This window comes from Alicyclobacillus macrosporangiidus CPP55 (assembly GCF_000702485.1).
GTDB classification, from domain to species: domain Bacteria; phylum Bacillota; class Bacilli; order Alicyclobacillales; family Alicyclobacillaceae; genus Alicyclobacillus_H; species Alicyclobacillus_H macrosporangiidus_B.
On the sequence record NZ_JNIL01000001.1, the window covers coordinates 905,069 to 930,313 of the forward strand.

Annotated in this window: 23 protein-coding genes, 1 other RNA gene and 1 pseudogene; 14 read left to right on the top strand and 11 right to left on the bottom strand. The window is 54.6% G+C overall.

The window, feature by feature from the left end; all coding sequences use genetic code 11:
* Window positions 1-36: 36 nt before the first annotated feature.
* Window positions 37-373, bottom strand: a pseudogene (locus tag N687_RS24640) (YnfA family protein); the annotation flags it as partial.
* A 236-nt stretch (window positions 374-609) separates the two neighbouring features.
* Between N687_RS24640 and N687_RS0104810 the strand changes: the two are divergent.
* The 8 genes from N687_RS0104810 to N687_RS21965 all read left to right on the top strand — a co-directional run bounded on the left by N687_RS0104810 (window position 610) and on the right by N687_RS21965 (window position 6,545).
* A complete protein-coding gene (locus N687_RS0104810) occupies window positions 610-1,368 on the top strand; it encodes a VIT1/CCC1 transporter family protein (protein ID WP_231493400.1) in 759 nt (252 codons plus the stop codon).
* 369 nt (window positions 1,369-1,737) lie between these two features.
* The gene (locus tag N687_RS0104815) at window positions 1,738-1,995 is read left to right on the top strand and encodes a hypothetical protein (protein WP_029420775.1); all 258 of its coding nucleotides are present in this window, start codon (window positions 1,738-1,740) and stop codon (window positions 1,993-1,995) included.
* The gene (locus N687_RS0104820; protein ID WP_051662949.1) at window positions 1,992-2,720 is read left to right on the top strand and encodes a hypothetical protein; all 729 of its coding nucleotides are present in this window, start codon (window positions 1,992-1,994) and stop codon (window positions 2,718-2,720) included. Before N687_RS0104815 ends, N687_RS0104820 begins: the two co-directional genes overlap by 4 nt.
* Window positions 2,721-2,845: 125 nt before the next feature.
* Window positions 2,846-4,303: an IS21 family transposase gene (gene istA / locus N687_RS0104825; RefSeq protein ID WP_231493564.1), complete on the top strand. Its 1,458-nt coding sequence runs from the start codon at window positions 2,846-2,848 to the stop codon at window positions 4,301-4,303.
* Window positions 4,303-5,064, top strand: a complete 762-nt coding sequence (gene istB, locus N687_RS0104830; RefSeq protein WP_029420176.1) for an IS21-like element helper ATPase IstB — start codon at window positions 4,303-4,305, stop codon at window positions 5,062-5,064. The genes istA and istB overlap by 1 nt, the downstream gene beginning before the upstream one ends.
* 46 nt (window positions 5,065-5,110) lie before the next feature.
* Complete coding sequence (locus N687_RS0104835) at window positions 5,111-5,704, top strand: hypothetical protein (protein WP_231493401.1); 594 nt, start codon at window positions 5,111-5,113, stop codon at window positions 5,702-5,704.
* A 12-nt stretch (window positions 5,705-5,716) separates the two neighbouring features.
* Window positions 5,717-6,037, top strand: a complete 321-nt coding sequence (locus tag N687_RS0104840; RefSeq protein WP_029420778.1) for a YolD-like family protein — start codon at window positions 5,717-5,719, stop codon at window positions 6,035-6,037.
* Window positions 6,038-6,143: 106 nt separating this feature from the next.
* The gene (locus N687_RS21965; protein WP_197029205.1) at window positions 6,144-6,545 is read left to right on the top strand and encodes a helix-turn-helix domain-containing protein; all 402 of its coding nucleotides are present in this window, start codon (window positions 6,144-6,146) and stop codon (window positions 6,543-6,545) included.
* 497 nt (window positions 6,546-7,042) lie between these two features.
* Here the strand turns inward: N687_RS21965 and N687_RS0104855 are convergent, their stop codons facing one another.
* The 3 genes from N687_RS0104855 to N687_RS23710 form a co-directional block, all read right to left on the bottom strand.
* Window positions 7,043-7,438, bottom strand: a complete 396-nt coding sequence (locus N687_RS0104855; protein ID WP_156040035.1) for a hypothetical protein — start codon at window positions 7,436-7,438, stop codon at window positions 7,043-7,045.
* 142 nt (window positions 7,439-7,580) lie between these two features.
* Complete coding sequence (locus tag N687_RS0104860) at window positions 7,581-8,483, bottom strand: hypothetical protein (RefSeq protein ID WP_029420782.1); 903 nt, start codon at window positions 8,481-8,483, stop codon at window positions 7,581-7,583.
* A gap of 58 nt (window positions 8,484-8,541) precedes the next feature.
* Window positions 8,542-10,686 (bottom strand): hypothetical protein, encoded by a 2,145-nt coding sequence (locus tag N687_RS23710; protein WP_156040036.1) that lies wholly within the window; start codon window positions 10,684-10,686, stop codon window positions 8,542-8,544.
* Between the two features lie 1,188 nt (window positions 10,687-11,874).
* On the opposite strand from N687_RS23710, the gene N687_RS0104870 reads away from it, so the two are divergent.
* Genes N687_RS0104870 through N687_RS0104880 form a run of 3 tightly spaced genes read left to right on the top strand, consistent with a single transcriptional unit; the run spans window position 11,875 to window position 15,225 of the window.
* A complete protein-coding gene (locus N687_RS0104870) occupies window positions 11,875-13,224 on the top strand; it encodes a hypothetical protein (RefSeq protein WP_029420784.1) in 1,350 nt (449 codons plus the stop codon).
* A 53-nt stretch (window positions 13,225-13,277) separates the two neighbouring features.
* Window positions 13,278-14,549, top strand: coding sequence for a hypothetical protein (locus N687_RS23715; RefSeq protein WP_156040037.1), 1,272 nt, complete (start codon window positions 13,278-13,280; stop codon window positions 14,547-14,549).
* A gap of 37 nt (window positions 14,550-14,586) precedes the next feature.
* Window positions 14,587-15,225: a hypothetical protein gene (locus N687_RS0104880; protein WP_029420786.1), complete on the top strand. Its 639-nt coding sequence runs from the start codon at window positions 14,587-14,589 to the stop codon at window positions 15,223-15,225.
* 110 nt (window positions 15,226-15,335) lie between these two features.
* Here the strand turns inward: N687_RS0104880 and N687_RS20710 are convergent, their stop codons facing one another.
* Window positions 15,336-15,911 (bottom strand): hypothetical protein, encoded by a 576-nt coding sequence (locus tag N687_RS20710; protein ID WP_156040038.1) that lies wholly within the window; start codon window positions 15,909-15,911, stop codon window positions 15,336-15,338.
* Between the two features lie 78 nt (window positions 15,912-15,989).
* Window positions 15,990-16,604, bottom strand: coding sequence for a hypothetical protein (locus N687_RS0104890; protein WP_035462063.1), 615 nt, complete (start codon window positions 16,602-16,604; stop codon window positions 15,990-15,992).
* A gap of 314 nt (window positions 16,605-16,918) precedes the next feature.
* Here N687_RS0104890 and N687_RS0104895 point away from each other — a divergent pair, with 314 nt between their 5' ends.
* The 3 genes from N687_RS0104895 to N687_RS0104905 all read left to right on the top strand — a co-directional run bounded on the left by N687_RS0104895 (window position 16,919) and on the right by N687_RS0104905 (window position 20,668).
* The gene (locus N687_RS0104895; RefSeq protein WP_156040039.1) at window positions 16,919-17,128 is read left to right on the top strand and encodes a hypothetical protein; all 210 of its coding nucleotides are present in this window, start codon (window positions 16,919-16,921) and stop codon (window positions 17,126-17,128) included.
* A gap of 663 nt (window positions 17,129-17,791) precedes the next feature.
* Window positions 17,792-19,546: a hypothetical protein gene (locus tag N687_RS0104900; protein ID WP_029420790.1), complete on the top strand. Its 1,755-nt coding sequence runs from the start codon at window positions 17,792-17,794 to the stop codon at window positions 19,544-19,546.
* A gap of 633 nt (window positions 19,547-20,179) precedes the next feature.
* Window positions 20,180-20,668, top strand: coding sequence for a hypothetical protein (locus N687_RS0104905; protein WP_029420791.1), 489 nt, complete (start codon window positions 20,180-20,182; stop codon window positions 20,666-20,668).
* A 149-nt stretch (window positions 20,669-20,817) separates the two neighbouring features.
* Here the strand turns inward: N687_RS0104905 and N687_RS0104910 are convergent, their stop codons facing one another.
* From N687_RS0104910 to N687_RS0104925, 5 genes are all read right to left on the bottom strand, one after another.
* Window positions 20,818-21,858 carry a tyrosine-type recombinase/integrase gene (locus N687_RS0104910; protein WP_029420792.1) on the bottom strand — a complete coding sequence of 347 codons (1,041 nt, stop codon included), beginning with the start codon at window positions 21,856-21,858 and terminating at the stop codon, window positions 20,818-20,820.
* A gap of 284 nt (window positions 21,859-22,142) precedes the next feature.
* An RNA gene (rnpB, locus tag N687_RS22660) (RNase P RNA component class A) lies at window positions 22,143-22,569 on the bottom strand.
* A gap of 159 nt (window positions 22,570-22,728) precedes the next feature.
* Window positions 22,729-23,844 (bottom strand): Nif3-like dinuclear metal center hexameric protein, encoded by a 1,116-nt coding sequence (locus N687_RS0104915; protein ID WP_029420793.1) that lies wholly within the window; start codon window positions 23,842-23,844, stop codon window positions 22,729-22,731.
* On the bottom strand, window positions 23,783-24,586 hold the full coding sequence (locus N687_RS21970) for a tRNA (adenine(22)-N(1))-methyltransferase (RefSeq protein ID WP_051662952.1): 804 nt from the start codon (window positions 24,584-24,586) through the stop codon (window positions 23,783-23,785). The genes N687_RS0104915 and N687_RS21970 overlap by 62 nt, the downstream gene beginning before the upstream one ends.
* A gap of 31 nt (window positions 24,587-24,617) precedes the next feature.
* On the bottom strand, window positions 24,618-25,211 hold the full coding sequence (locus tag N687_RS0104925) for a YdcF family protein (RefSeq protein ID WP_051662953.1): 594 nt from the start codon (window positions 25,209-25,211) through the stop codon (window positions 24,618-24,620).
* Window positions 25,212-25,245 lie beyond the last annotated feature (34 nt).

Consider the following 25,245-nt stretch of genomic DNA (forward strand, 5'->3'; position numbering starts at 1 on the left):
CACGACCAGACTCGGAATCGGTTGTGAACTCACTTCGGGCCCCCACAGTATGATGATCACGCCGACGAGGCATATCGCCGCCCCCATCCACTCCGCAAGATGGGGCGTCTCCTTTGCAATCCACCAGCCCCAGAACAGCGACATCACGATAAACACACCGCCGTAAGCGGCAATACACCCGGCCGAACGACGAGAACTCCTGACGGGTGGCGATCACACCGTACAAAAAGAGGATGACCCCTCCCGCAAGTCCGACCCACAAGGGTTTTCCGCTGCGCAGCCACAGCCATACCAGGTATCCGCCGCCGATCTCCGCCAGTCCAGCGAGCACAAACAGTATGTACGCCCGAACCACACGGCCACCCCTTCCCATACAGCAACCGTTCGAGCCGATGTACTCAAATCGTAACTCCGACAAACTCCTGCAGATATGGATCCTTCTCCATCTCTTACAAGGTATCAAAATCCGTTTCGATCAGCAGCGATGGCGGAGTCCTTCGCCCATCATAAAAATGGAATTTTTTGTTGACTAATCGCCACTCCCCATCGAACAATGGTTGAGGCCGGACTTCGGCCCTGCACATCCACACGTACAAGGAGGGTATCGACATGTCCATGCAATATCCGGCAACCGTGGCGAGTGTTTCAGAAAACCTCGCAAGACTCCTGGGACGGGAGCGTTGGCATAAGACACATACCGCCGGTTGGATCGGAGACGCCATCTATGGGGTCAACGACGGTTTGGGAGCGATTTTTGGCATCATCGCAGGAGTGGCAGGTTACACGGCGAGCAGCAGCACGGTGCTCATCAGCGGCCTGTTCGGCGCTTTGGCGAGCACCCTCTCCATGGGTGCAGGTGCATGGCTCGCCACCAAATCCGAGACGGAACTGCGACAGAGCGAAATTGCACATGAACGGCGGGAGATCCTGGAGGATCCAGAACACGAAATTGAAGAGCTCGCCCTGATGTATCAACTAAAAGGGTTTGACGAAGCCGAGTCCTTCCAAATGGCCCGGCGGATCGCTCAGGATACCGAGCTGTTTGTCAAGACCATGGCTCAGGAAGAGCTTGGGTTTCACGACGAGTCGGCGGGAAGTCACTGGAAGTCTGCGGTCATCGGCAGTTTGTCAACGCTCGTGGGCGGACTGGTGCCGTTAGTTCCCTTCTTTTTCATGACCGGGACCGTGGCGATGGTGGCAGCGGCCATCGTCAGTATCGCCGCCCACTTCGCCGTGGGTGCCGCCAAGAGCCTGGTGACCGCCCGAAGCTGGTGGGCGAGCGGGATCGAAATGACGCTCGCCGGGGTCATCGTCGGCGTGGTGGCTTACGGCTTGGGCATTCTGGGGACAATGTTGGTTCATGTCTGATTCCATCATGAGCTCACCCACTCCAGGCGGGGCGGTGTGGGCTCATTATGATGCTCTGAAGAGTATTCATGTGTGCGAGGCCTCCGGGTCCAGCCGACAGAACAGGTAGATGATACGGTTCGGCTTCCAAGTCTCACCCCTGTAAAATCTCCTCCCCCAGCCGCATTGCAAGGGTTTCCTCTATCCGGTCCGAACGATCTCGTGGGTTTCGATATCCATCGTACCGCCAGTAGATTCGGCAATGCTGAGTTGGCAAAGGAGAACGTACTGCCTTAGAGGCCGCATGGTTAAAGTGTGAGGTTGAATCTCCGATGTTAAGCATCCTATAATAACGTATGCGAACATATGTTCGTGCATGGAGGTCTTCTTATGCGGCCAACTGCCCTCATCAGACGAATGCTCCAGCTCGAACTCATCGAGTCAGAGGTATCCCGGCACATGCGGTCACTCCGTCATGTGCTTGCCCAACAAGGCATCGCAATCGTCGAACGTAAAGATCGGGAGCTGGACATCTGGGTGCAGTATCGATGGAACAACCGGGAGCATGAGGCCCTGTACATGAAACCCATGCTCGAGGCAGAACTGCCGGCTCTCACGTCCAAGCTGGTGGGCGAAAAGAACCGATGAAACTCATCTATGGGCTGGTCGACATGCAAAGTTTTTACGCTTCGTGCGAGGCGGCATCTCGGCCTGAATTTGCACCTTACAGGCGGGAGTACGACGATTCGACCGATCCCGCACTCGTGGTGGCCGGGGACCCCGAGAGGCGTTCGGGGATCATTCTAGCCGCCACACCTCCCGCCAAGGCTGCCGGTATCACGACTGCCATGCGGCTCGGAGAAGCCCTGCGCCTGCTTCCGAAGGTGCATGTTGTACGTCCTCGTATGAAGTTCTACTTGGAAACCAGCGTTCGTATCCAGCAAGTCATCAGGTGGCATTTCCCTTTGCACGAGCAGTTTTCAGTGGACGAAGCGTTCTTTGCTTTCCCCTACCCATCCGCTCTGTTCCCGGATCCGGTGGCGGCTGCGAGACGGCTCAAAGAAACGATCTGGGACCTCTTTCGCATCCGGTGCCGAATCGGCCTCGCAGACAACAAATGGATGGCGAAGATGGCCAATAAGCAAGCCAAGACGCATCCGGATGGGATAGTGTGGTGGACAGAGAACGACATCGAAACAAAGCTGCACCCACTCAGCGTGTACGACATGTGGGGCCTCAAACGTCGGGCCGAGGTTCTGCACGACGAGTTTGGCGCAAACACGATCGGGGATGTCGCTCAAATCCCAGAGTGGAAGCTCCGGCAGCGTTTCGGGGTCTGGGGGACGATCATCCATCGCTGGAGTTGTGTTTGATAACGTAAAAGTTGACCACGTGGGGGTACATTGACAACCAAAAAGTTGACCACCCCGGCACCTCTTTCCTGTACCCTGGAGTTTGGTCCGAACTCTGGGGGCAGGAGGAAAGGAATGTGCTCGAGATGGTCGACAAGGAGTATATCAGAAAGCGGTACTATGTGGACGGGTGGTCGATACGTAAAATCAGCCGGCAATGCCAAGTGTCGCGACAAACAGTACGCAAGATACTGGCCGACGCTGATATCCCCAAGTATCGATTGACCAAACCCCGCTCCCGCCCAGCGATGGAACGATGGATCCCCGTCATCGAGTCCTGGCTTAAGGAGGAGGAGAAGGCGGGAGCCCCCAAGAAACAGCGGTATGTGTCCTCAAGAATTTACGATCGGCTGCAGGAGGAGTACGGCAAGGAGTTCACCGCGGCTGAATCCACCGTCCGGTACTGGGTAAGCAGGCTGAGGAAACGCAGGCAGGAGGTGTATATCCCGCTGACTTCTGACGCCGGTGAGCTGGCACAGGCCGACTTTGGGCGAGTCGTTGTGAAGATAAACGGCAAGAAGACGGAGATCAGCCTGTTCGTCATGCGGTTGCGGTACAGCGGCGTCATCTTTGCCTGTGCCTTCTCTACGGAGAAGATCGAAGCGTTCCTTGAGGGTCACCGCCGCGCGTTCGAATGGTTCGGCGGCGTGCCGCGCAGTGTTCGCTACGACAACCCCAAGACCGCGGTCACCAAGATCCTGGTTGGCCCCGCCCGCGAGGAGCACGTGCTGCTGTCCAACCTGCGTGCTCACTACCTGTTCGACAGCGAATTCTGCCGCCCCGGTGAACCACACGAAAAAGGCAGCGTAGAAAACGGCGTGGGTTACGTCCGCCGTCATACGTGTGTTCCCGTTCCTGACGTAGCCGACCTGGATGCCCTGAACGACCTGATTCTTCAGTGGTGCGAGAAAGAGCGTGGCAAACGGTGGTCCGCTTGGGAGCAAGAGCGGGCGGGGCTGCGTGCGCTGCCGGAGCGCCCTCACCGTTGCGCCACCACACGGCCCGTCACGGTGAACAAGCTGTGTCTCGTCAGCTTTGACCACAACCGCTACTCCGTCCCCAGCATGTACGTGGGCAAGACGCTGCTGCTGAGGGTGTATGCCGAGCGGATTGAGGTGCTCGACAGGGAACGGGTGGTGGCCAGCCACCCCAGGAGCCACGAGCGTCAGCAGACCATCATGGACCTCGGACACTATCTGCCGGTTTTGGCTTACAAACCACATGCCGCCACGCACGCGGCGGTCGTCCGGCAGTTACCAGAGGTGTACCAACGCATCCGGGTCCGGATGGCGAACAGCAGACCGGATGGATACAAGGACTTCGTAGCCATCCTCATGCTGCACCAAGTCTGGCCGGCGAAGGACATTCTGCAGGCCATTGAGGAAATCGGGCCGGATGTCGTCACAGCTGACCAGATCAAGCGGCATCTTCTTCACACCTCACCGGAATCTGCGGGAACCGTGCCAGGCAGTCTGCAAATGTATCGCCTCGCGCAGCCCAATCCGTCCAGATACGACGCACTGACGAAGGGGGTGGTTCACTGATGTCTGACGATGTACACGCAGCCATGGTGGAGATCTACTGCAAGGAGTTGAAGATGCCGGGTTTGCGCAAGGCTTACGCGGCGCTGGCGAGGGAGGCGGGGGTGCAGAACCACTCCCCCGTCCAGTACCTTGCCGCCTGCCTCGCCGAGGAGATGGAGTCACGGAAAGCCAGTCGGCTGCAGACGTACACGGGGCAGGCACGGTTCCCTGCCCACAAGACCCTGCAGGAGTTCGATTTCGCCGCGATTCCGGCGCTGCAGAAGCAGCGGATTGTACACCTAGCGGGGGGAGACTTCATTCGAGCGAAGGAAAACGTGATATGTATGGGGGCCAGTGGAACGGGCAAAACACACATCGCGATAGCCATCGGGCTGGCCGCCATCTCAGCGGGCTACAGAGTGCGGTTCATCACCGTCATGCAGCTGGTCCAGGAGCTCTTACAGGCAGAGTCAGAGTACCGACTGCCCAGATACCTTCGGACGTGGGACAAGTACGACCTGGTCTGCTTGGACGAGTTAGGGTATGTATCCTTAACTCAAGGTGGGCCACTACTGTTCCAATTCTGTGCGGAGCGGTACGAGAAGGGCAGCATCCTCATCACGACGAACCTGGAGTTCGCGAAATGGACGGACGTGTTCCACGACGCGACGCTGACGACAGCCCTCCTCGACCGACTGACCCACCACTCCCACATCCTGCTGTTTGAAGGCGAATCCTACAGGTTCCGAGAGAGCCAAAGACGAGCGGCAGCCGAGCTGTGACGGGAATGTCAGACCTCCGCCAGGCACCAGAATCGCTACGCCAGGGGTGGTCAACTTTTCGATTAGCAAAGTGGTCAACTTTTCGCTTGACAAACACAGGAGTCACGGACAAGATGTATCGGAGATCAACCCGAGTTCATACAGCGCCGCCCACAAAAGCTTCAGCCACCGAACCACGCTGCCTCGAGATTTCTATGAACGCAGCGAGATCGCTGTTGTCATCCTCGAACTGCTTGATGAAGTTTGCCGTCGGGTACGGGCGGCGAACCAAAAGGGCCGGCGTGTCGGCCTTTCGCTGACCTACGCTGGATTTCAGGGCGGTGTTTACCGGGCAAAGACGCTGCCTGACTTCACCGACCAAGCTTCCGATTTGTATCCACACCTGCTTGATCTCTTGGATCGTTGGTGGGACAAGTCTGGTGTTAGGGCGGTCAGTGTATCCCTGGACATGCTTGAGACAGGTTCAGACGCCATACAACTTTCGCTCTTCGAGGACCGAACAAGGCGCCACCGACTGTCCGAAGTCTACGATGAAATCCGGACGAAGTTCGGCGAAACCAGCATTATGCGGGCGGCCAGCCTCTTGCCGGCCGGCCAGTTTCTCGACCGAAGCAAGAAGATTGGCGGTCATTACATGTAAGGAGGCACGGCCTTGAACATCACAGAGGGGAACATCTTTGAGGCAATGCGCCTCGTGTTGCCGGAGCACCGTGATTTGATGGAACGCTCGGAAAGGGATTTGCGAAAACGGGTAGCACCCATGCTGACGGAAGACCAGTACAACGAGATACAGTTCGTGTTATCGGAGTGCTTAGAGGAGCAGCGTCCGGTGGAGGTCACGCTCTTTGATCCTTACGACGACGATGTATGGCGTGGAACACCAATTATCAGGAATGGGAAACTCTGTCTTCGACGAGGCAATGAGTTATGGCCGGTTCCGATGGACAGAGTTGTCAAGGTTGAGGCTCTGTGAACGTCCACGATGAAATCATTTGGGGGTATGACCCATGATAAGGTCGCATAGGCAGTCGGCATCAAACGAGACCTCTCGGAAACGCAATACTGTTCAGGCGGAGCGTATGAAGCAATTGCGGGAGATTCGCCATCTCAAGGAGAGTGATGTTGCACACTTTCTCGGCATCTCAGAGCAGCTTTACCGAAAACTTGAATCGAGCGAGTTCGACATTCCAGCAACTGCCCTTATGGAACTGGCCGTCTTTTACGGTGTAACGACCGATTTTCTCGTCGGTTTATCCGACGACTTGGCGGCCGCCGGGCGAATTCAAAAACCAGAAGCAGTGGAATTCCTCCGAATCATGCTGGAGGCACGGTCGACAAACAGAGGCGTGTACGAGAAATTTTGTGCCATTGTTCATGAGGTGGCATCAAATCCTGAGGCAGATGTTTTTGCAATTGCAGCGAGACATTTTCCGCAGCATGCGGAAGAATTGAAATCCCTAAGGCGCAAAGACTCACCGTAACTCAAGTCTTCCCATTGCGCCCTTGTACCTGGCGACGGAAATCATGATGTGACGAAAACATCTTGTCGATACTCAGGCAATTTTATACGGGGAGGGGATCGGATGTCTTGTAGACGAATTTGTTGTCGCTGCTAAGTACACAATAAGGAGACCCCATCTGAGATCTCCAGAATCCCGTATACTTACTGGATGCCAATTTTCTCCTCCACTCTACTTAGATCGTGCGTCAATTCACCCATTTCGGCAGAGATTTGCCGCACAGCCAGTCGAACGCTATCACCAATGTCCATTATGCGATGCTCTACCGTGTGTGATCGACTCTGGATATTGCGTAGCGAGATCTCTAGGTGATCTAGCCTTTCCTTCACCGATGCCTCAATACGGTCTAACCTCTGTTCGATAGGCTGTAACATTTCGGCCAGAACATGTCGTAACATCTGCTCATCCATTAGACGTCCCCCGTTCTGAAACCATCATAACATGATTTGACTCTTAGTCTATCCGAGCCATTCAATTCTTCCCAGCACACGAGACAGACGACTGTCCAGACAAAGGCTGATACACATCACTTCTAAGGAGTCGTGTTGTTCGCCACTGGTGATTGCGATGTTACAAATCTGCCTTTCATCGTTGCCAGCGGATAGACCGAACTCAAAGCAACGAGGATCCCAACGATACACGCCAGTAGCCACAAGGATGAGCGCTGATACCTTCTCTGGAACGTGATTCCAATTGCGATCATCAGAGACAGCAAGGTCTGGACCCGAACCACAAGACTTGCCCAACTCACGATCGAGAAGAGAACCAACAATATCGTCAACACCCAAAGCATGACAAAACAGAAGACCCTGATATACATTGTCTTTCCCCTTTTCCGTCGTTGTGCCGGACATTTCACGAAATCCTACGGTTTATTCCCTGTTTCTTAGCTGCTGGATTCACCCCTTCAAACGGGACTAAGTGCCACTGTCCACGTTTTCTTATGCGCAAGAAGCCCAGCCTATCATGTGATTGCAGCAATTATCTGTTCCGTGATCAATGACTTGCCTTTTGGGTGTGAATCTCAATGCCCGGTACAGAGTAAACCGTATATACCTCCGCACCTCCGTGTATCGAAGCAATGATCACCTGGTTCTGTGCAAACCCCAATGCCCACGCATTCGGTAACCATACCAGGATGGCTGGCACGCTAATCGGCTTGCCACCACTGTCTTCCATGACATGTCCGTATTGAATATTCATGATTGCGTCGCACACCTGGTCGCCGTCGCTTTGCCGAAAGAGGTCAGATATTTCAATGGGCCCAAAATAAGAACTGAAACCGATTTGCTCTGATATACCGTTCTTAGGTGCGTTCAACATATAGCCTGATTCTTTTTGCGGCAACGTGGGCCCATATGTTGTTGCGGTCATAGGTATGTTGGCTTGCGCTGCGACGGACAGGTCGTGAAAGTACCACGCCGGGATGTTACATAGTGGCTTCGTTATCTGTGTTCGTGTAGATGTATGATTTTCAAGCTCAATGCCAAGATATTTACCCTTATCAGTCCCAATCCGAAATTCATTCACCAACCTGTCAGGTGAAGTGTATGTGACCATAAGATCATTCTCCTGACGCTGAATGGTCAGTTCATTCGTCCCGATGCTCGCTTTGGTGTTCACGCTGAGCCTGGGACCAGGTACAACATTATGCAGAGTAAAAATGAACCTTTCCGGGGTGTGCCCTTCCGCCGGGAGGAAATGTGGATCGACCACAATCCGTTCCAGATGATTAACGGGCTGATCCGATGTAACCAGTACCCCATTTGGTTCCGCAGTGATGGACTCGATAACTGGTCCCGTAGCGTACTGAGCTTCTATGCTGGTATTGGCATTAGAGCACCCTGTTACGAATGTCGTTATAAGTGCGATGCTGATCCATGGGACAGACTTCCTCATTGTCCAAACCTCCTCTGGTCCGCTAGATGTTTTCTACCCCTTAGATACTGCCCCCCTCTCACTTAATGAGAGTCCAAGATGCACCACCGTCCGTCGTCTTCAACAGCCCTTGTTGCGTGAGCAACCATCCATCGTTCGGGTTTACAAAGTCAATCGGAAACGTTGAATCTGCCGTTGTCGGCGGCGGGGTGATCTCTGGTGCGCTCGGTTGTTGATACCTTGTCCATGTCTTTCCTCCATCAGTTGTCCGGAGGATGGCGAATGTCGGATTCATCGAGATCCGGGGCTTCTGCGCCACCAGCCAAGCGTCCTGCTCGGTCAGTCGATACACCCCCTCTACGGCCCACCCCGTTGGTAGCGTCCATTTCGCTACCCAATTGCCATGTTTTGCGTCTAGCTGCTGGATAACACTCTCACCATCAGGGCTTCCTGACTTCTGAGTACGAAAGACAGACATCCAGCCGTCGTCTGGACTCAAGAATGAGTAGCCCTCAATGCCAGGTGGATCGTCGTACGTCCCCTCAATGACCGTACCATGATCACTTGAGATGAGCGTGTACAGCTTTGGGTACCCGGTAGTTCCTAACACCCAATTCTGCGATGGAGTCGACTTGAAGGCAGGGAGAAAGTACACCGGTTCAACGATGTCTGCGTGTTGTTTGATCCGATCCAAGATGCTTGTCGGAAGTGCTCCAAAAGACGCAGGTGACCACGTTTTACCTCCATCCTGTGTCTCCATCACCATCGTGTTGCCTTCCTCACTAGTCGTTTCCATTGGCGCCACTGTCACATAGCCCACGTTTTCATTCACAAACACGATGTCGAAGGATTGGGTTCCTTCCGGAAGTGACCCAACAGTTATCCAGGTCTTTCCCCCATCGGTGGTTTTCAAGATGGAATTTGCATTCGCCTCTGTGCCAAGCGCAAATCCGACTGCAGGAGATACAAAACTAATGCTCCGGCTCGGCTTCAGAGACGGCAAGAGTTGCGTCCAGGTCTTTCCGTCGTCGGTGGTCTTCAAGAGTGCGTATCCTTGATTGAGGCCCGTAAGTACATATGCTGTGCTTCCAAAACGTTGGCTAACAACCAAGCTACGCCACTCGCCCCGCTGTACAACCGGATGCCAACTCTGGCCCATGTCCGTCGAGACAACGATAGAACTTGGAAAAGGGGCTGCATCCGCACTCATGGGTATCCACACGGAACCATTCTGAAATACTGGACGCCCGGCAAATATTCTTCCCTCGAGAGCTGTGGGGATGGATTTGGTCCAGGACTGTCCTCCATTTGTGGTTCGATAGAGAACGGTCTTCATCCCGGCCGTGTCTTTGTATAACAGAAGTCCGTTTGTTGTCGATCCAAATTGCATCATCGTCCCGCCACCCGAAAACGGAGCTGTCCGGAGCTGGACGTGCCAATCACTCCCACCGTCTGTTGTCTGAAGTACAACCAGTGTCGTCATGGGAGTATCATTCGGAGATTTCGGCTTCTCCGTTTGCTGAACAACCACCCAGCCCAGTTTCGCCCTTACAAAGTCGGCCTCTACGACAGGGCCCTGTACGGGCAAGCTGACGCTCGACCATGATGCTTGATTGTTGGTCAATCTCAACAACCGGCCAGCAACCACTGCGAAAGTACCTTCATCTGCGAATGAGAACATCCGAGATATGTTTCCTCCATCATCATCCGTTCCCGACCACTGTTGCTGCCAATGGACACCAGCATCCGTGGTTCGATAGATGTGAAAGGTCTGACGAGACCCGGATGTCACGAAACCCGTGCTTGTGATGATCCACCCCCTCTCCGGAGAGGTGAAGTGTAGGTACTCGATTTGTCCTGCAGGAGTCGGAATGGTGCCCCATGTTCTCCCACCGTCTGACGTATACATCAAACCACTGGGTACGGCTACGAATCCCTGTTGGTCGTTCAAAAAATCCGGTGAAGACTGGGGGATGAATGTACCCTGGAGAGATTTTGGAGAAAATTCGAGGGACAGCTTCCCCTCTTGTACCACGTTGAGTGGTAAAGGTAGCGACGGTAATGCGTTCCCCGTGTCTTTGTTGTCGGTGGTTTCAGTCGACGTTGTGTTTGTGATGGACAAATTTGATTTGGTGCTAGGGCCCGTGGAGCAACCCGAAAGGAGTAAGGCTAAAGCAACAATGGACATCGTGGCAAGCATGATAGGGTGTTTCATTGGACTCATCCCCTCACTCCTGTTTCTAACGGAGGGGACGGGGCAGCAGAGGGGAACGTTTCAAGGCGGTGTGCCTCCCTTCGAATTCGGCCATCGGGGAGAGAGCTCACAGCAACCAAATTCCAGTTTTTTTGGCGTTCATCGACCAGCACAAGACTGAACGTCTCAATACGGCACTTGCTTGCCCGTACATGCTTAGGGTTCTCACCCGCTCGGTAACATTATTTCAGCCAGCCGCTCGGCTGATTTTACACCAAAATTAAACGGACTCAACTTCGCTCATTTTTCATCTATCACTTCGTGCTCGGGGATCCGATGTAGTTCCGATATTCGGCCTGTGTCAGCCCAAGCACTGCAGTACCTCCGGTTCTGCAGTATTTACCTGTGGAAACGCATGATACACGGGGATGACCCCGGCCTTCACTGCGGGCTTTAGTGGTACAAACTCCGTAACAATGGTGCATCAGGCGGAATGTCCAGAGCCGACAGTGGAGGCCAATCCCGCCCTGCAGTACCTGTTTTCAAGAAAACGGTTCCCTGAAGGGTGATGAACAGCGTTGGGTTCTTGAGTTTCACCGGTTGCCCAGGTTGGTTGACCCAATGCTCGTTCTTGTATAGATATGGAGCCCATTTAGGAGGAAGGTGCCAGTTGGTATACATGAACTTTTCTCCATACGCCCCCTTGGTTCATAGGCAAGGTTTGATTGTATTCGGTCATCCACTTCTCTTGTGTCATTAAGGTGTCTGTCAGGATCCAATCTACCTGGGGCCACGGGCTAGGTGTCGGTAATGCTGTAGATTTCGAAGTGGTAAAGGTGTCCAGGGGGCCTGCGTTTCCATCCACATTGCCGACAGAAACATTCACTCCAAAGGACTGTTTCGGGCCGTTGATTTGGTTTACCTTGACCTCGGTTGCATGGGAACAGGCTGTAATGATGGTCGAAACAACCCCCACCGGGACAAAGAACAGCAGGAATTTCCCCCTCGGTCGCTTAGAATTGCATGCCCCACACGTATGATACTATGAATCTTGGAATGTTTGGAATATGTGGCATTCCTCTGGTGTAGTGCTTGCGGGATACGTCATCGATCGTGTGAAACCATGTACGGCTGATGGAACGATTCGTTGTCAGTGAGGGGCGGCTGTTACAACTCCCCCCCTGTGCTGCGTCTAATTCTGAGGAGGGGGATCCGCTGATGAAGACAATGCACTGGGTCGCTGTGGCCGCAGCCCTTTTGCTGACTGGCTGTGAGAGGACCAAGGTGCCGTTGCCCCAAAACATCAGTCAGCAATCCGATGCTGGAACACAGAACTTCGTCCTTGGTCCCGTCGTTCATCACCCTGATGGGTTTCGAATCGCAATCATTGACAGTAAAGATTCCGTGTCGGCTGGTCATTTATATACCGTGATCGGCAGACTGGAAGACCCGGCTCATGCAATGACGTACTCCATTATGGATAGCGTGCTGCGTGCCCAATTTTCACCGGATGGCAAATGGCTGACAGTAGTCACGACCACTAGTGGTCAATCCCCTCAATACTCACTATGGCTCGTGTCCAGTGATGGAAAACAAAAGGACCATATCTCAGTACCGCAGGCACCTCTGACGGGAGAATGGGTCCCCAACATAGACGTCTATGTCTTCGGAGTTGGACGTGAATTACTCGCCATAGAACCGGGAGATGAAACACCGCATAGGTTTGGCGACATGACGGGTACGCATACTCAGGTGCGGGATGTTCATTTCAGCCCGAATGGCCGATATGCGGCGCTTTTGTTGTATGCAACTCCAACTCGGGCCACTCCCAATTCACCTCCGGATGACTTCGACATTGTTGAGCTGCGTGATTTAGTCAGCGGTCAAATAACGGATTTATTTCAGTCGAATACTTCCGAAGGCATCCGCCTTGGTCCTTGGGCAGCCGACAGTCAATCATTCTTCTACTGGCTTGACCCCCTCCACTCCGCTTCACTGATTGCGGATGGAACAACGTTGTCCCAAATGGATTTACAAGGCCACACCCACACGATCACGACCACGCTCACTGAGACCGGGTTGCTGTATCCGAATCTCATCATGAAGACTGTACTGCCCTATGGAGAAGGAAACGCAGTTCTACAAACGGGAACGGGACGAGAGGTGTTCAAGGACAAGTGGATTGGATTCTATCAGAATGGTCACATCACAGAAATCCCGAAGGTGCAAAACCAGGTTGGCCTATCCCCAACCGTGACAACAGACGGATCGCTGATTGCCTTTGCCGCCGGACCGTCTCTCAGCAGTCAGTGGGGATCCGATCAGCGTTTCCACGACTGGAAAAATTCCTTCGTCCTTGACGTGTACAATACCAACACGAAGAAACTCGATACCATCCAAGCCGCCGGTACAGGCGTGCAAACGCCCATCTTTACGTCAGACAGCAAACATGTGATCTTCGTGAAGGAAGATGGACTTTGGTTGATTCCGGTTGACGGTCACAGTGTCCCGGCTGAAGTGGCCAAATTCCCCGACGGAACTTTACGCATCCTTGATGTTGAGTCGTGATGGCTGACTATCCTCCGGTTGATCCAATGTGAGACATGTGCAGGAGGGCCATTATGAAGCAGGTTGAAACAGCTAGTCTATGCGCATTGGCATTAATTTCCATCCTGTCCGGGTGTAGCACGGGTACACATACCGCTATGCCCGGTGAACCACAAAATAGAGCGGCATCATCGCAGAACGCCACACAATCACCGACACCTGACGTTTCTTTCGGCTGGCGCTATTTAGACCTCACATCGGCTTTTGGCCGCAATTCACAAATCGTTGGTCTGAAACCACAAGATTCAGTTCTGACAGTGATCGCTGCGCAAACGGTGCAGTCTGGCGGCTTGATGAACGATGTGTACGCTGCGGCTCCCCTTAATTTGAGCACGTGGGCGTTTACCTCGCAAAGCCATCCGGCAGAACAACCTGTTGGCTACTCCGGCCCGTGGAGCCTCAATTTTGGTCCAATGAACGGGCATCGTCCCGTGACGATCACGCTCGTTCACGATGGCCAGGCCGCCTTCTCACTCCCCCCTTCGATTCCGGGGTATGCATCCGAGATCAACCCGCCCCCCGGAGACCCAGGCTCATATGACAATCGTATTCTGGGTGAAAGCGGTCCGTGGGTTTGGTTGGCCATGAAAGGTCCAGAGAATCCACCGTTGCCAGAACTCGTCTGGGGTTACCGGACATGGGACCGCATTGTGGCCGTCAACACCAATACTCATCAGACGTTCGTGTACTCCATTCCGCCATCGACATCGTCGGTTGACACCTGGGGTGTGACACCAGCTTTTGCGGAACAAAATGGAGTGGTCTACATTGGCTCGGGATCGTGGCTGGGACTGTTTCCCGCCAACCCATCAACAACCTTCAAAATACAGGTTGTCCGGCCGGAACCGGAGAGCGTTGAGAAACAGGATGAGAACGATATGCTGAACGCACTTCGGCAAGTGGTGACAACCGGAGCAGACAGTCTTGCATTGCTGTGGAACGAGTACGTCATGCGGGGAAAGACGAACATCCCTTGGAATTCGTGGATTACAGATCCGGTTTGGTATAATCACGGATATTTGCCGCACGACATTGTTTGGGCTGTGAACTTCCCCCTCGAAAAAAACAGCGGAGCATACCAACAGCGGGCAAAAATCTTGGCCGACCTTGAGACCCTTTTGCACAATCCGTTGCCATCAGCGTATGTGGCCTATCCCAGTGCGCCGGACCTTCGCAACCACTTTCACGCTCAGCCGCCGGCCCCACTCCCCGGTTACTCCGTCGAGCAGGGATATTACGTCAAGAACGAGGGGATTGACTTTTTGCCCTGGGGAGTATTTATCTAAATTGAATGTACGTTTTGGATTCTGTTCGAGGGAGGGATTGCTCATCCATCGAAAGTGGGGGATCTTTTTTGGGACTTTATCCCTGTTCCTGCTTGGAGTTTGGGCCTATCAATTGATTGGAGTATGGGCTTATCAGCAGGCAACAACCAAGTACAGCCTTCCAAAGCCGTACGTGTTGCCGAACGACGACTTCGATCAGAAGACGATGAATGCCATACGAGCGGCCATCGATCAATACCGGGTAGCCACGACTCCTCACGATCATGAAGTCTACATCGTAACCGGTGGACTTGGTGAAGCGAATCCACAGCTTGACGGATTTGATTCGGACGGAAACATGACCTTCCATATGTTTACACAAAACAATGCGACTATCGACATTCGGGAAACGACCTTTTCACCGGCGAAATGGCAAATGCAACATCAAGGTACAGGGATCATGGTTGCGGAAGATCCCATCGGACCAGTCGCAGGATTCTCACCAGTCCCATGGGTCCACAAAACCACCACAAATGGAGTTGACTATTACGAGTGGGATGAGTTCCCCACAACGAAAGTGTACTACTTCCAGAAAGATAAGACCTATGTGATCTTGACGGTGAACTTCGAGGGACAATTCGCCTTCCCGGAGGGGATCATCAATCACTTGGAGCCCATCGGAAACCCTGTCAGTTAATCGTGGGAGTCTTCGCACTGCCGGAATGGACGCCTTTATACGACCCGGCATCCATGGCGAGCTGTCGGGCTAGTCAGCACGAAATATATCTCCAACATGTTAGCTGAAACTCACATCTTTGTTGACCACAGAACGTTCCCACGATTGTCTAGTCCGACAAAATATGCTGGCATAGAGATTTGGGTCGGATAACGGCACACCCAAACAGGCAGGCCCCCGATTTGGACCATTGAGAACGGAAGCACGCCTGCACCTCGTTGAGCGTAACTCAATACGGCAACCGTAGCGGGATTTACGCCCGCAATCATAGAAAACCAATCGTCCTGCCCCGCCTCTTGCAGATCGCCCGGTACTCCCGAGTTCATGGACAAGGTTGATTCCTTCGGGTTGAACGCAAACCCTGTATTTGCGGCGTGCCAGCGCCCGTCCTGCATCCACGTGTAGAACACTTGGTATTGGGTGGGCTCTAATGCAACCACCTTAAAGTATCCGCCTCCGGATGCAGCGCTGTCCGATAGGATGGGTGCATCCGAATGGTCCCAGTGGTGCTGCATGAGATATCTCCGAATCGCTGAAGAAGGCGTATTCGTCGTGGTGAACCAAAATGAGGCAAATTCGAATGTGCCAAGGCTCCACAACGCCAGTAGAATTGCCCGAGTCACCCATACTGGAACCCGCAGTTTCATCACCCCCCTGTCGCACCTGTCGGGTATTGAGATTTGCCGACACATGGCTGGTGCGGCCGGTGTATCTGTTTGACAAGCTCACTTCACCGTGATGGACGTTTCTTTTAGAGCGACTGTACGTGGTTGTACTTGCGTACTATTCGTAAATGGTTTAATGTCGAGCCGGATTTGAAGTTGACTTGCATCATCAGGTAACGGCGGGACGACCAGAAATTCCCGACAAATCACCCTTTCATGTCCATGTCCCCGATCTGGACGGCATTCGTATTCGGGTGAAATGAAAAGTTCGAGTTCAAAGTGTGGTTCGATTCGAACATCCTCATCGTTCGACGCCACTTCGATTTCAACGCACACGACGCTTGCATTCTCGTACTGCCGCATGTAAGGAATCATAAAAAGGACGCCTTCGGTTTGGACAGACTTCATTATTGGTACAAACTTACGAAACCTCGTTGGGATGACACGGGCCTTGAAGAGTCGCTCGTTGTATAACGTAGCAAAGACACTCCGTATCAAGTCCTCATTCAAGCCATGTTGTTCGCACCACTTCGAAATCAGCTCAAGCCTCGGAAAGCCGGGATTGTTGCCCGAAACCACCTTGCGCTTAGCTATCAGTTCACAGATTTGTTCGTCAATGGGTGCGATGGATTCGCAGTAGTGGTTTGTCGGGGTCTGGAATCGCATCCGTATCACAATCTGCCACTCCTCTTGTGACGATGAAATTGGATCACTATACTCGCTTACTCACCACCATTGTACCATGGGATCGTGGTAGTTTGTTCCTGACATGGTAATGGTGTCTCGACCGAGATTGTGGTCAGCTCCCAATCCTCCACCGTATCGGGGCCCATCAACAGAGTCTCCGCCCCCACTCCCTCATGCGAACACAATCGGTGACCACAAGACAGCACCGACCCCAACTCGTTCCACCCGACCGGACTTGCGTACTCTGCTTAACAGTTCCTATCCTGTGCACGCAAACAGGTGGTTTGATGGAGGGGATGAACATGCAAAAAGCGGATCTGCAGGCACTCAGTGAGGTAGTGGAGCACCTTCACTCCGCACATCGTGAGGTGCAAGCGGTACTGCCGCTACTACAGAAATGTGGTTCACTCGCCTTGCTCACCGGACACATTTCGGATGTGAAAGAGCGACTGTGCGACGTTACGGAGATTGCGGCGGTCCTACTGGATGCGAAAATGGAGAAGGAGGAGTGAGTCGACAAACCAGGGACCTATACGGGGTCCCTCTACATCCGTCGCTTAGCCCATACGCTCCTCGGCCCTTCAACACCAGAGGTAAGGATCATCCAACTCTTCCGTCATGCCTGTGCTCTCCTGTCTGTTCAGGCATCGGTGCCATTCTTGGAAGCAGGCCACCATTGATGAGCCGGCTGTCGACAGCAGCATGGTTACATGAACCGCCAATGATTGTACAGCCTGCCTCGTTGATGATATCTGCGGAACAGAAGACGCTGTAGGCACTTCATTGCCAATTGCCATTCGTAAGCCTGCAAACCTGCATGAAAGAGGGTTAGCGTAGCGGACTTAATGCCAGTGAGCGTCTTACCGCATCTGCAGTGCCAAAACTAAGATTGCTCCTCCCTCAGGGGCTCTGTACAAGAGAGGTAGTTCAGGTTATCTTCCCCACTCCCTTTACGACCTTTTTCCAGTTCATATTCAGGTGACGATACGATCCTCGATTTCCCGTCATTATTGGGCCAGCGGGCCATGACCAGACAGCCACTCGCCCATCGTCCACCGGTCGTACACGCTAGAGAAACAAAAAAAGAATCTTTTATCTTCCCCACTCCCTAATACTTGAGCTATCTCAACAACCTTCCTTATGATGCGTTCACCACATACAAGGGAGGCGAGGCCATGACCACGTACCACGAACTGCCGACGGACAAGGAGTTTCGAGACAACCTTTTGCCACGGCTCCAAGATACGTCGTTTCGATGTGCGCTTTGCACCCGCACCTTTGCCAGGATATCAGGTGCCCATCTGCGCTCCCACGCCGACTTTCTTCTGGCTCACCAGGGAAAGAAACCAGTGCGCAAATCGGAAGACGTGATTGCAGCGGAACAGGAAATGTTTCCGGACCGCAAAATTGACCCATGGACTGAGCGTCCAGAGAAACTCTCCGAAATATACACCCGTCTCTTCGGAGGAACCAGTTTGCTGAACGCAATCATTCAAAAGACTCTTTCGCTGTATGCGCCGAACCGCACCGAGTGGACCTTGATGGAGCATCTGGAAAATAAAGCCGAGTGGATCACCATCACCGAAGAGTCAACGGGGTGGGAATGGCACTCAAACCTGCTGACTACCGATCGTTTGAAGGAACACTTTCTCGGAAGGCTCACGATCGGCGTGAAAGCGAGGGGAAATTGGCGCACGAAAGTGATTGTCTTTGACGTGGACGCCGTGCCCCAATACGGAGAACGTCCGTCAGATGCAGAAGCCCGAGCCAAGCGGACTACTCGAGCCATCGTGCGAGTACTGATGCGTCACAAGCTGACCCCTCACGTTGTCGGAAGCGGGTCCAAGGGATATCACGTCGAACTGTATTTCGATGCGTTAATCCCGAACACCATGGTGAAGAACCTGTATTCCTATGTCACAAATCACCCGGATGTACCGATGGATGGTGTCAAGGTGGAGTGCTTACCCTTGAAGCGGGCGATCAAACTCCCTCTCGGGATTCATTGGGGTGCGAAGAAATTTACGACCTTTGTGGACCCCCTCACGCTCATCCCGGTGGCGGATCCGTATAGCTACTATCTGCGCATTCGTCCGATGGAGCGCACGCTGATGGACGATTTTGTTCCTGAGGACAAGGCCACTAAGCCAAGGAAACGAAAGACGCATCTGGACGAGTCATGGTCCGCACAAGCCACGGAAATAGCGTTCAAGGTCGGCATCGAGGCTAGAGGAACCCGCCACAACACGACACTGCGGGCGGCGGCGTATGCTATTAACCACTTCAAGCCCGAGACATACGAAGAATTCTACGACCTTTTGGTACGCTGGTCGCAGAAACAGTATCAAGAACACGGAGCGAATATCCGAACATCTTGGTTTCATCACCTGCGAGACCTTGAGCGTATCGCAACTTATGTGTGGAAATATCGATTCAGCGGCGGGCTAAACATGTCCGTTGACTTCACAGCGAGCGATGTGCACTGGATCCGCTCGCAAACAGCAAACTTGGCGACACAGCGATTGCTCCTTGCAGCCCTTTATCAACAACGGATAACAGGGGGACACTTTTTCTTCGGGACAGGCCGCATGGAGCAGCTCACAAAGTTATCTCATGGTTACCTTGCCGCTTCGGTCAAAGAACTGCGGGATGCGGGAATTTTGGAAGTGGTCGGGAACCACTCGCATCAAAAGGGTTTAGGGAAATCCAAATCCCGCAAATATGCTCTGACCAAGCTCCCTGAACAATACGTTGTTGAGGCCGTGCTGGTGACGGTCACCGAAAAGACGTGGACACCTGATCTGTGGTTTCAGTTGTTGCAGATGGTTTTTACACCGCAGCAGATTCGAAACATGTATCCGTTTGCGCACCATCGAATCCTGGCCGTTACGCCAATCAATTCCAAATCGCAAGCAGCAAGAGTCTGCTGACGCACTGTCGTTCCGAAGCGGGTTCGTCCCGCACTACATAAGGGTGGATGCTCACTTAGACCTCGGTAACCCTATCTCGCCACACGCACTGTTACAGACCGTGTATCCCTCTCATTCGTCCCGCATTACGGACCTGGATGGAGCGATTTTCAATTCGGCGAAACGTTCTTTAAGGCCGACGATAGGTTTCCCATCCAGAACCGATTATGGCCGATTATGACCGATTCGCCGCCGTGGTTGCTTGCTGACCGCAATTTCCCCCACAAGTTCTCCGTATTTGACCCAATTTGCGTCGATATTCACCTCGGATTCCCTATCCCTCCCTAAAGGGAGTACGGTTTTTCAAATCGCTGGTGGAGTGAAAAACGTGTTCGAACCCCCTTACGGCTTTCACAGCGCCTTGCACACGTTCGTCTCGACACCTTCATCGGGTGCACAGGGAAGGCTCACCAGCTACCACAATCTTGCGGGTTTCTCTTAGCTGCGGCCGTACCGCAGGTTGATGATTTGTCACCGGAACCATTATGTGCGAAAGAGACTGCACCCAATGCTTGCAATTGTGCCATAACCTTTCATACGCTCCGGTCAACCTCGACAAAACGAGGAAAATACACGGGAGGGTGGGATGTTTCCATGACACAAAACGAGCAGCAGTTGGCATCTGCACATACACTCCTGCACGAAAGTGCGATGCCACAATACGAACAAACGGTCGCCGACGATTCTAAACACACTGGGGAAGCCGACGACGAACAGTTCTATTGCGTGCACGGTGAACACTGGTTCCGACGCAAAGACGCACAGTATCCCAAAGCAAAAACACCTGCGATGTGTCGTGTTTGCGCAACGAAACGTCGGGAACAAAACCGCACGAAGTCGGAATTGGAGCGGATGGAACAAGAAAAAGCCATCGACCAAATTCCGCCCAAAGGCGCTCGTGGTGGTACCGTTCGGCGTAACCTTACGATCAGTCAGTATGCTGCCACAGCGCTCGGGGTTCTGGCAGTCGGCTCGTCGGAGGCAGCGACCCTTGAGATGATTATCCTCGACTATCTCCGGCGGCAGGACCCCGACGTAATCGCATTCGTAGGCCGAACGTTTGAAAAGGCGCAAAAAAGGTAACCCCGTCACCGGACGGGGTACATATTTGGCTTAAATACCAGTCGCTGTATCGTTTGAACCTTTGACCGTATCCTTGCCTTTCCGATTGAGTCTAGAACAAATATGTCTGTAAATGGCCGGGCAACTTCAACGAGTGGCCGGCAGTGGAATCAGGCGACATCTTCCTCAAAACCTGCCATCAGATCGACGCCCGATGAGATAGCTTCTTTCCACACAGCTAGCGTCCGTTGAATCTCGATGCGAGTACGCTTGGCGTAGTATTTCATAGATGTCTGAGGATCAAGGTGGCCAACAAACGCCTGTAACGTTTTCGGATCCACGATTCGAGACAACTCCGACATCAAGAAGGTACGAAAATCCTTGGGGCAAAGGTCAATTCCAATCCGGTTGCCGATTCGGCTGATAGCTTGACGAACCCCTCTCGCTGAAAGGCCTCTCTTACCACCTTGGCTAAGAAAAATCGGATCATTTGCCTTGGCACCATACTTAAACCTCATTTCCTGCAAGAGGCGGAGCAGATACTCGGGAACCTGAAAGACACCGGGTTCATTCTTGTTCTTTCGGTTGATCGTGAGCACATTCCACTCCAGATCCATCCATGTCAACTCGGCCATCTCAGAAGGACGAGGTGCGAACAATATAGAGAAGTGAAGCATTACACGGTCACGCAAACCGAGATGTCCATCAAACGGCAGGGACAGCAGTTGCTTGCAAACCTCCATATTCAGTGGGCAAGGCCTTTTCGGGACAGACTTCAATCGATTGTGCCGACTGTGAGGTCCCTCAATCAGACGAAGTGGATTACGCTCCATCTGCCCGTACAGAACCATGATATTAAAAAATGAGGACAAGGTATCCAGATGGTGCTGAATCGTGGATCCCGAAAGGGTTCCCCCACGCTTGCTGGGGCGTGTGTAGAGGTACTCCCGATACCTCGCAGTTTGCCACTCATTCATCTCTGAGATGAGGCACGGGCGCAAATTTTCGTGAGCCCAATAGCCGAATTCCTTCAAGTGCTCGGAATACGAGGCGTAGGTATCAAACGAGCAGCCCTGTTGTTGCCAGTAGCTCTTTGCCAATTTGATGGCCTGAGCCACTGTCATTGACCCTGCGACCGGTTGCGGTGCGGACATTCCATAGCGCTGCACGGACTGCTGATAAAAATTGCTCGATGAGTTTCTGCTGGCCATAGCTCATCATCTCCTCCCAGTACCTTGTCTGAGATGAACGTAGCAAATGGCCCATCGAAAAGTCCAAAATTACAGCATATAAATTTCAAGCCCCGTATCCCGTCGATAACCACCACCATTTGGAGTCCATAACACCCTTGCATAACCTGTCCAAATGGAGCAAAATAACCGCAAGGTCAGCAAGTCAGAGTGCATGCCCGAATCCCACACCACGCACGGGTTTTCGGGAAAACCTGCAAATAAGCCAAAACCCACAAGGCAAAACGCCTTGTGGGTTCTGGGCTCCGGGAAGTGAGCCTATAAGCCGAGTTCTGTACTCCCGTGCTGCAGGCGGCATCATACCGGCTATGCGGTGTGGCAGCGGATGCCTCGCACAAACGGAGTGACAACCATCTATCTAGGCCGACTGTTACCAGCCGGCTCAAGCGACCTACCCGAGCGCGTGGCGGGCCACCACATGTGCGCTCCTATCCGGTCTTGCTCCGGGTGGGGTTTACCTAGCCAACCTGTCTCCAGGTTGCTGGTGCGCTCTTACCGCACCGTTGCACCCTTGCCTGTGAGGCCGAAGCCTCCATCGGCGGTCTGCATTTCTGTGGCACTTTCCCTAGGATTGCTCCCGCCGGACGTTATCCGGCACCCTGCCCTGCGGAGCTCGGACTTTCCTCTCGTGCGGCCTTTCGGCACTGCACCAGCGGTTGTCCGGCTTACTCCCCGTTGAAGCACAGGATATTATACGTCCATGCCGTCATGGCGTCAACGTTGGTTTACGGAATCAAAACCATCGATTTCCTCCGGCGTGACCCATCGCGGGAGGCACTCGCCACCCGCCTGTGTGGCCGCGCCGCAGCGGCGCGAACGACGTTCATCCACTCAGATCCATTCAAACGGATCTTCCGGCACGTCGGCGATCTCGATGGACACGCCATCGGGCAGCTCGCGCGCGAGCCTCTCCCGGATCTTGTCCAACACGGGCCGCTCCAATGCAGCGTGTGTCGCATCCACGATGGCCAGACCATCCTGCCAAGCTTCCGCGACCGTGTGATGATCGCAGTCGGACGTCACCAGCACCTGAGCCCCCTTCGCGATCGCGCTGGCCGCAAAGCGGCCACCCGAACCTCCGAGAACCGCCACGCGCTCCACCGTCAGCTGGGGGTCTCCTGAAAACCGGATGTGCGCAAGTCCGAGCCGTTCCCGAACGTGATCCGCGAAGTCCCGCAGCGGCATGGGACGGAACAGTTGCCCTACCCGTCCAATCCCGGATACCTTCCCCATCAACTGCAACGGGTAGATGTCGTACGCCACCTCTTCGTAAGGATGCGCCTCCAGCATCGCCCGCACGACCGGTTCGAGCTTCGACTCAGGCACCACCGTCTCCAGGCGTACCTCGGCCGCCCGTTCCAGACGGCCCACCTCGCCGAGGAAGGGTTGAGCGCCCTCCAGGGGCAGGAACGTACCCGTCCCTTCCGTGTTGAACGTGCAGTGACTGTACGCACCGATGTGCCCCGCGCCCGCCGCGCAGACCGCCTGCAAGACCGCCTCGTGGTGAGAGACCGGGACGAAGACGACCAGCTTGCGCAATCCCTCCGTGCGCGTCCGCTCCAGCACTTCACAATCCGTCAACCCCAGGCGCTCCGCCAACACGTCGTTGACGCCGCCCTCCGCGATATCGAGATTGGTGTGGGCGTTAAAGACTGCGAGATCGTGCGCCAAAGCGGACGCGATGGCCCGGCCTCTGGCTGTCCCGGTATCAATCCGTTGGATGGGCCGGAACAACATCGCATGGTGGGTGATCAACAGGTCTGCGCCCGCGGCCACCGCTGCGTCAATCACGGCCGGATACGGATCGAGCGCCAACCACACCGATTGTACCGGCTTGTCCGGTCGGCCGAGCTGCAACCCAACCACATCCCGTTCCATGGCGAGCTCAGGTGGCGCGATCCGATTCATGATGTCGATCACGTCGCGCACCGTACATACTGGGCGCATCCTCGTCATCCCCCTTCTGAGCCAACCAACGGTCCATGGCGCGGATCTGTTCCTCCACGGCGGCACCCCGGACCTTCGCCTCGTGGGAGGTGCCTTCCGCAACCCGCTCCAGTACGCGCATCAGCCGGCCACGGTCCTCCTGCACACACCGCACGGTGGCCGGTGAGCGCCTGCGAAGGAGATACGGCCCGTACTCATGGCACAACCAATCCTCCTCCGGCCTCCATGCAAGATACCCCGCGTCCGGACACACCGCGCGATCGAAGGCGATGATCTGATAAAACCGCCCGTCCTCCTCCAAGAGGACTTCATCCCAGATGCCGAATCCCTGCCGGCGCATGAACCGGCGGACCTCGCCGCTGGCGTTCATCGGTTGGACGACCACCCGCTGCATCGCCGCAAGGACGCCTGGTGACCGATGCAGAATCCCCACCACCGTCCATCCGCCGAGGCCGGAGATCACCGCCACGTCGGCCTCCCCGGGCGTGACGGGGGCAAGCCCGTCCCCTTGCCGCACGGAGATGGCGTGATTCAGTCCAAACCGGGCGACATTCTGCTTGGCCGCCCGGACTGGGCCTGGAGCGACATCGCACGCGATGGCACAGGGCACCTGGCCTGATCTCACGAGAGAGATGGGCAACAGCGCGTGATCGGTGCCCACGTCGACCAGGCGGGAACCGGCGGGGACGAACCGGGCCACCTGGGCCAGCCTGGCGGACAGCACCACCTGCGACGCTGGCATTGCCTGGCACCCCCTGTCCCCTCGCCGCGGATCACTGCAGGCGCAACCCGGCCTGACCGGATACGGCGTATTTCACTCGAGCCGCCACTTCCCGCACGGCATACCGGAATTCACTCGGTCCGGAGCGGGCGGCGCACCCGCACACATCCATGCCCAGCCGCTCAGCGACCGCCATCGCGCGGGGCAGATGATAATCACTCGTCACAATCACCGCGGTCCGCAAGCCGTGGGCTTCCATCACCCGCCGGCTATTCGTCAGATTTTCCCACGTGTCCGCCGAATGCCTGTCTTCTAGAATAACATCGGGCGGCACCCCGTTCAAAATCAGAAAGCGCTTCATGGATCGAGATTCACTGACCGATTCGTCCGGCCCTCTCCCACCGCTGACGATGAGAAAACGGATATACCCCCTGCGGTACAGGTCGAGCCCCACTTTCAGGCGGGCGGTCAGTGCGGTACCCGGACGGTATCCATCCGTATACGCCCCGAGGATGATCGCCGCATCCGAAGGCCGCGGCCGGTAGGTGCGGCCCAAACGTCGTGCGTGGTGCGCCAACCCGAAGATGACGAGAGCGCCGAGCGCCAGCGCGGCTGCCGCACCCGCCGCCACCCGCAACCCGATCACGACACCACCTCCGCCCTCCATCGCCATGACGGCC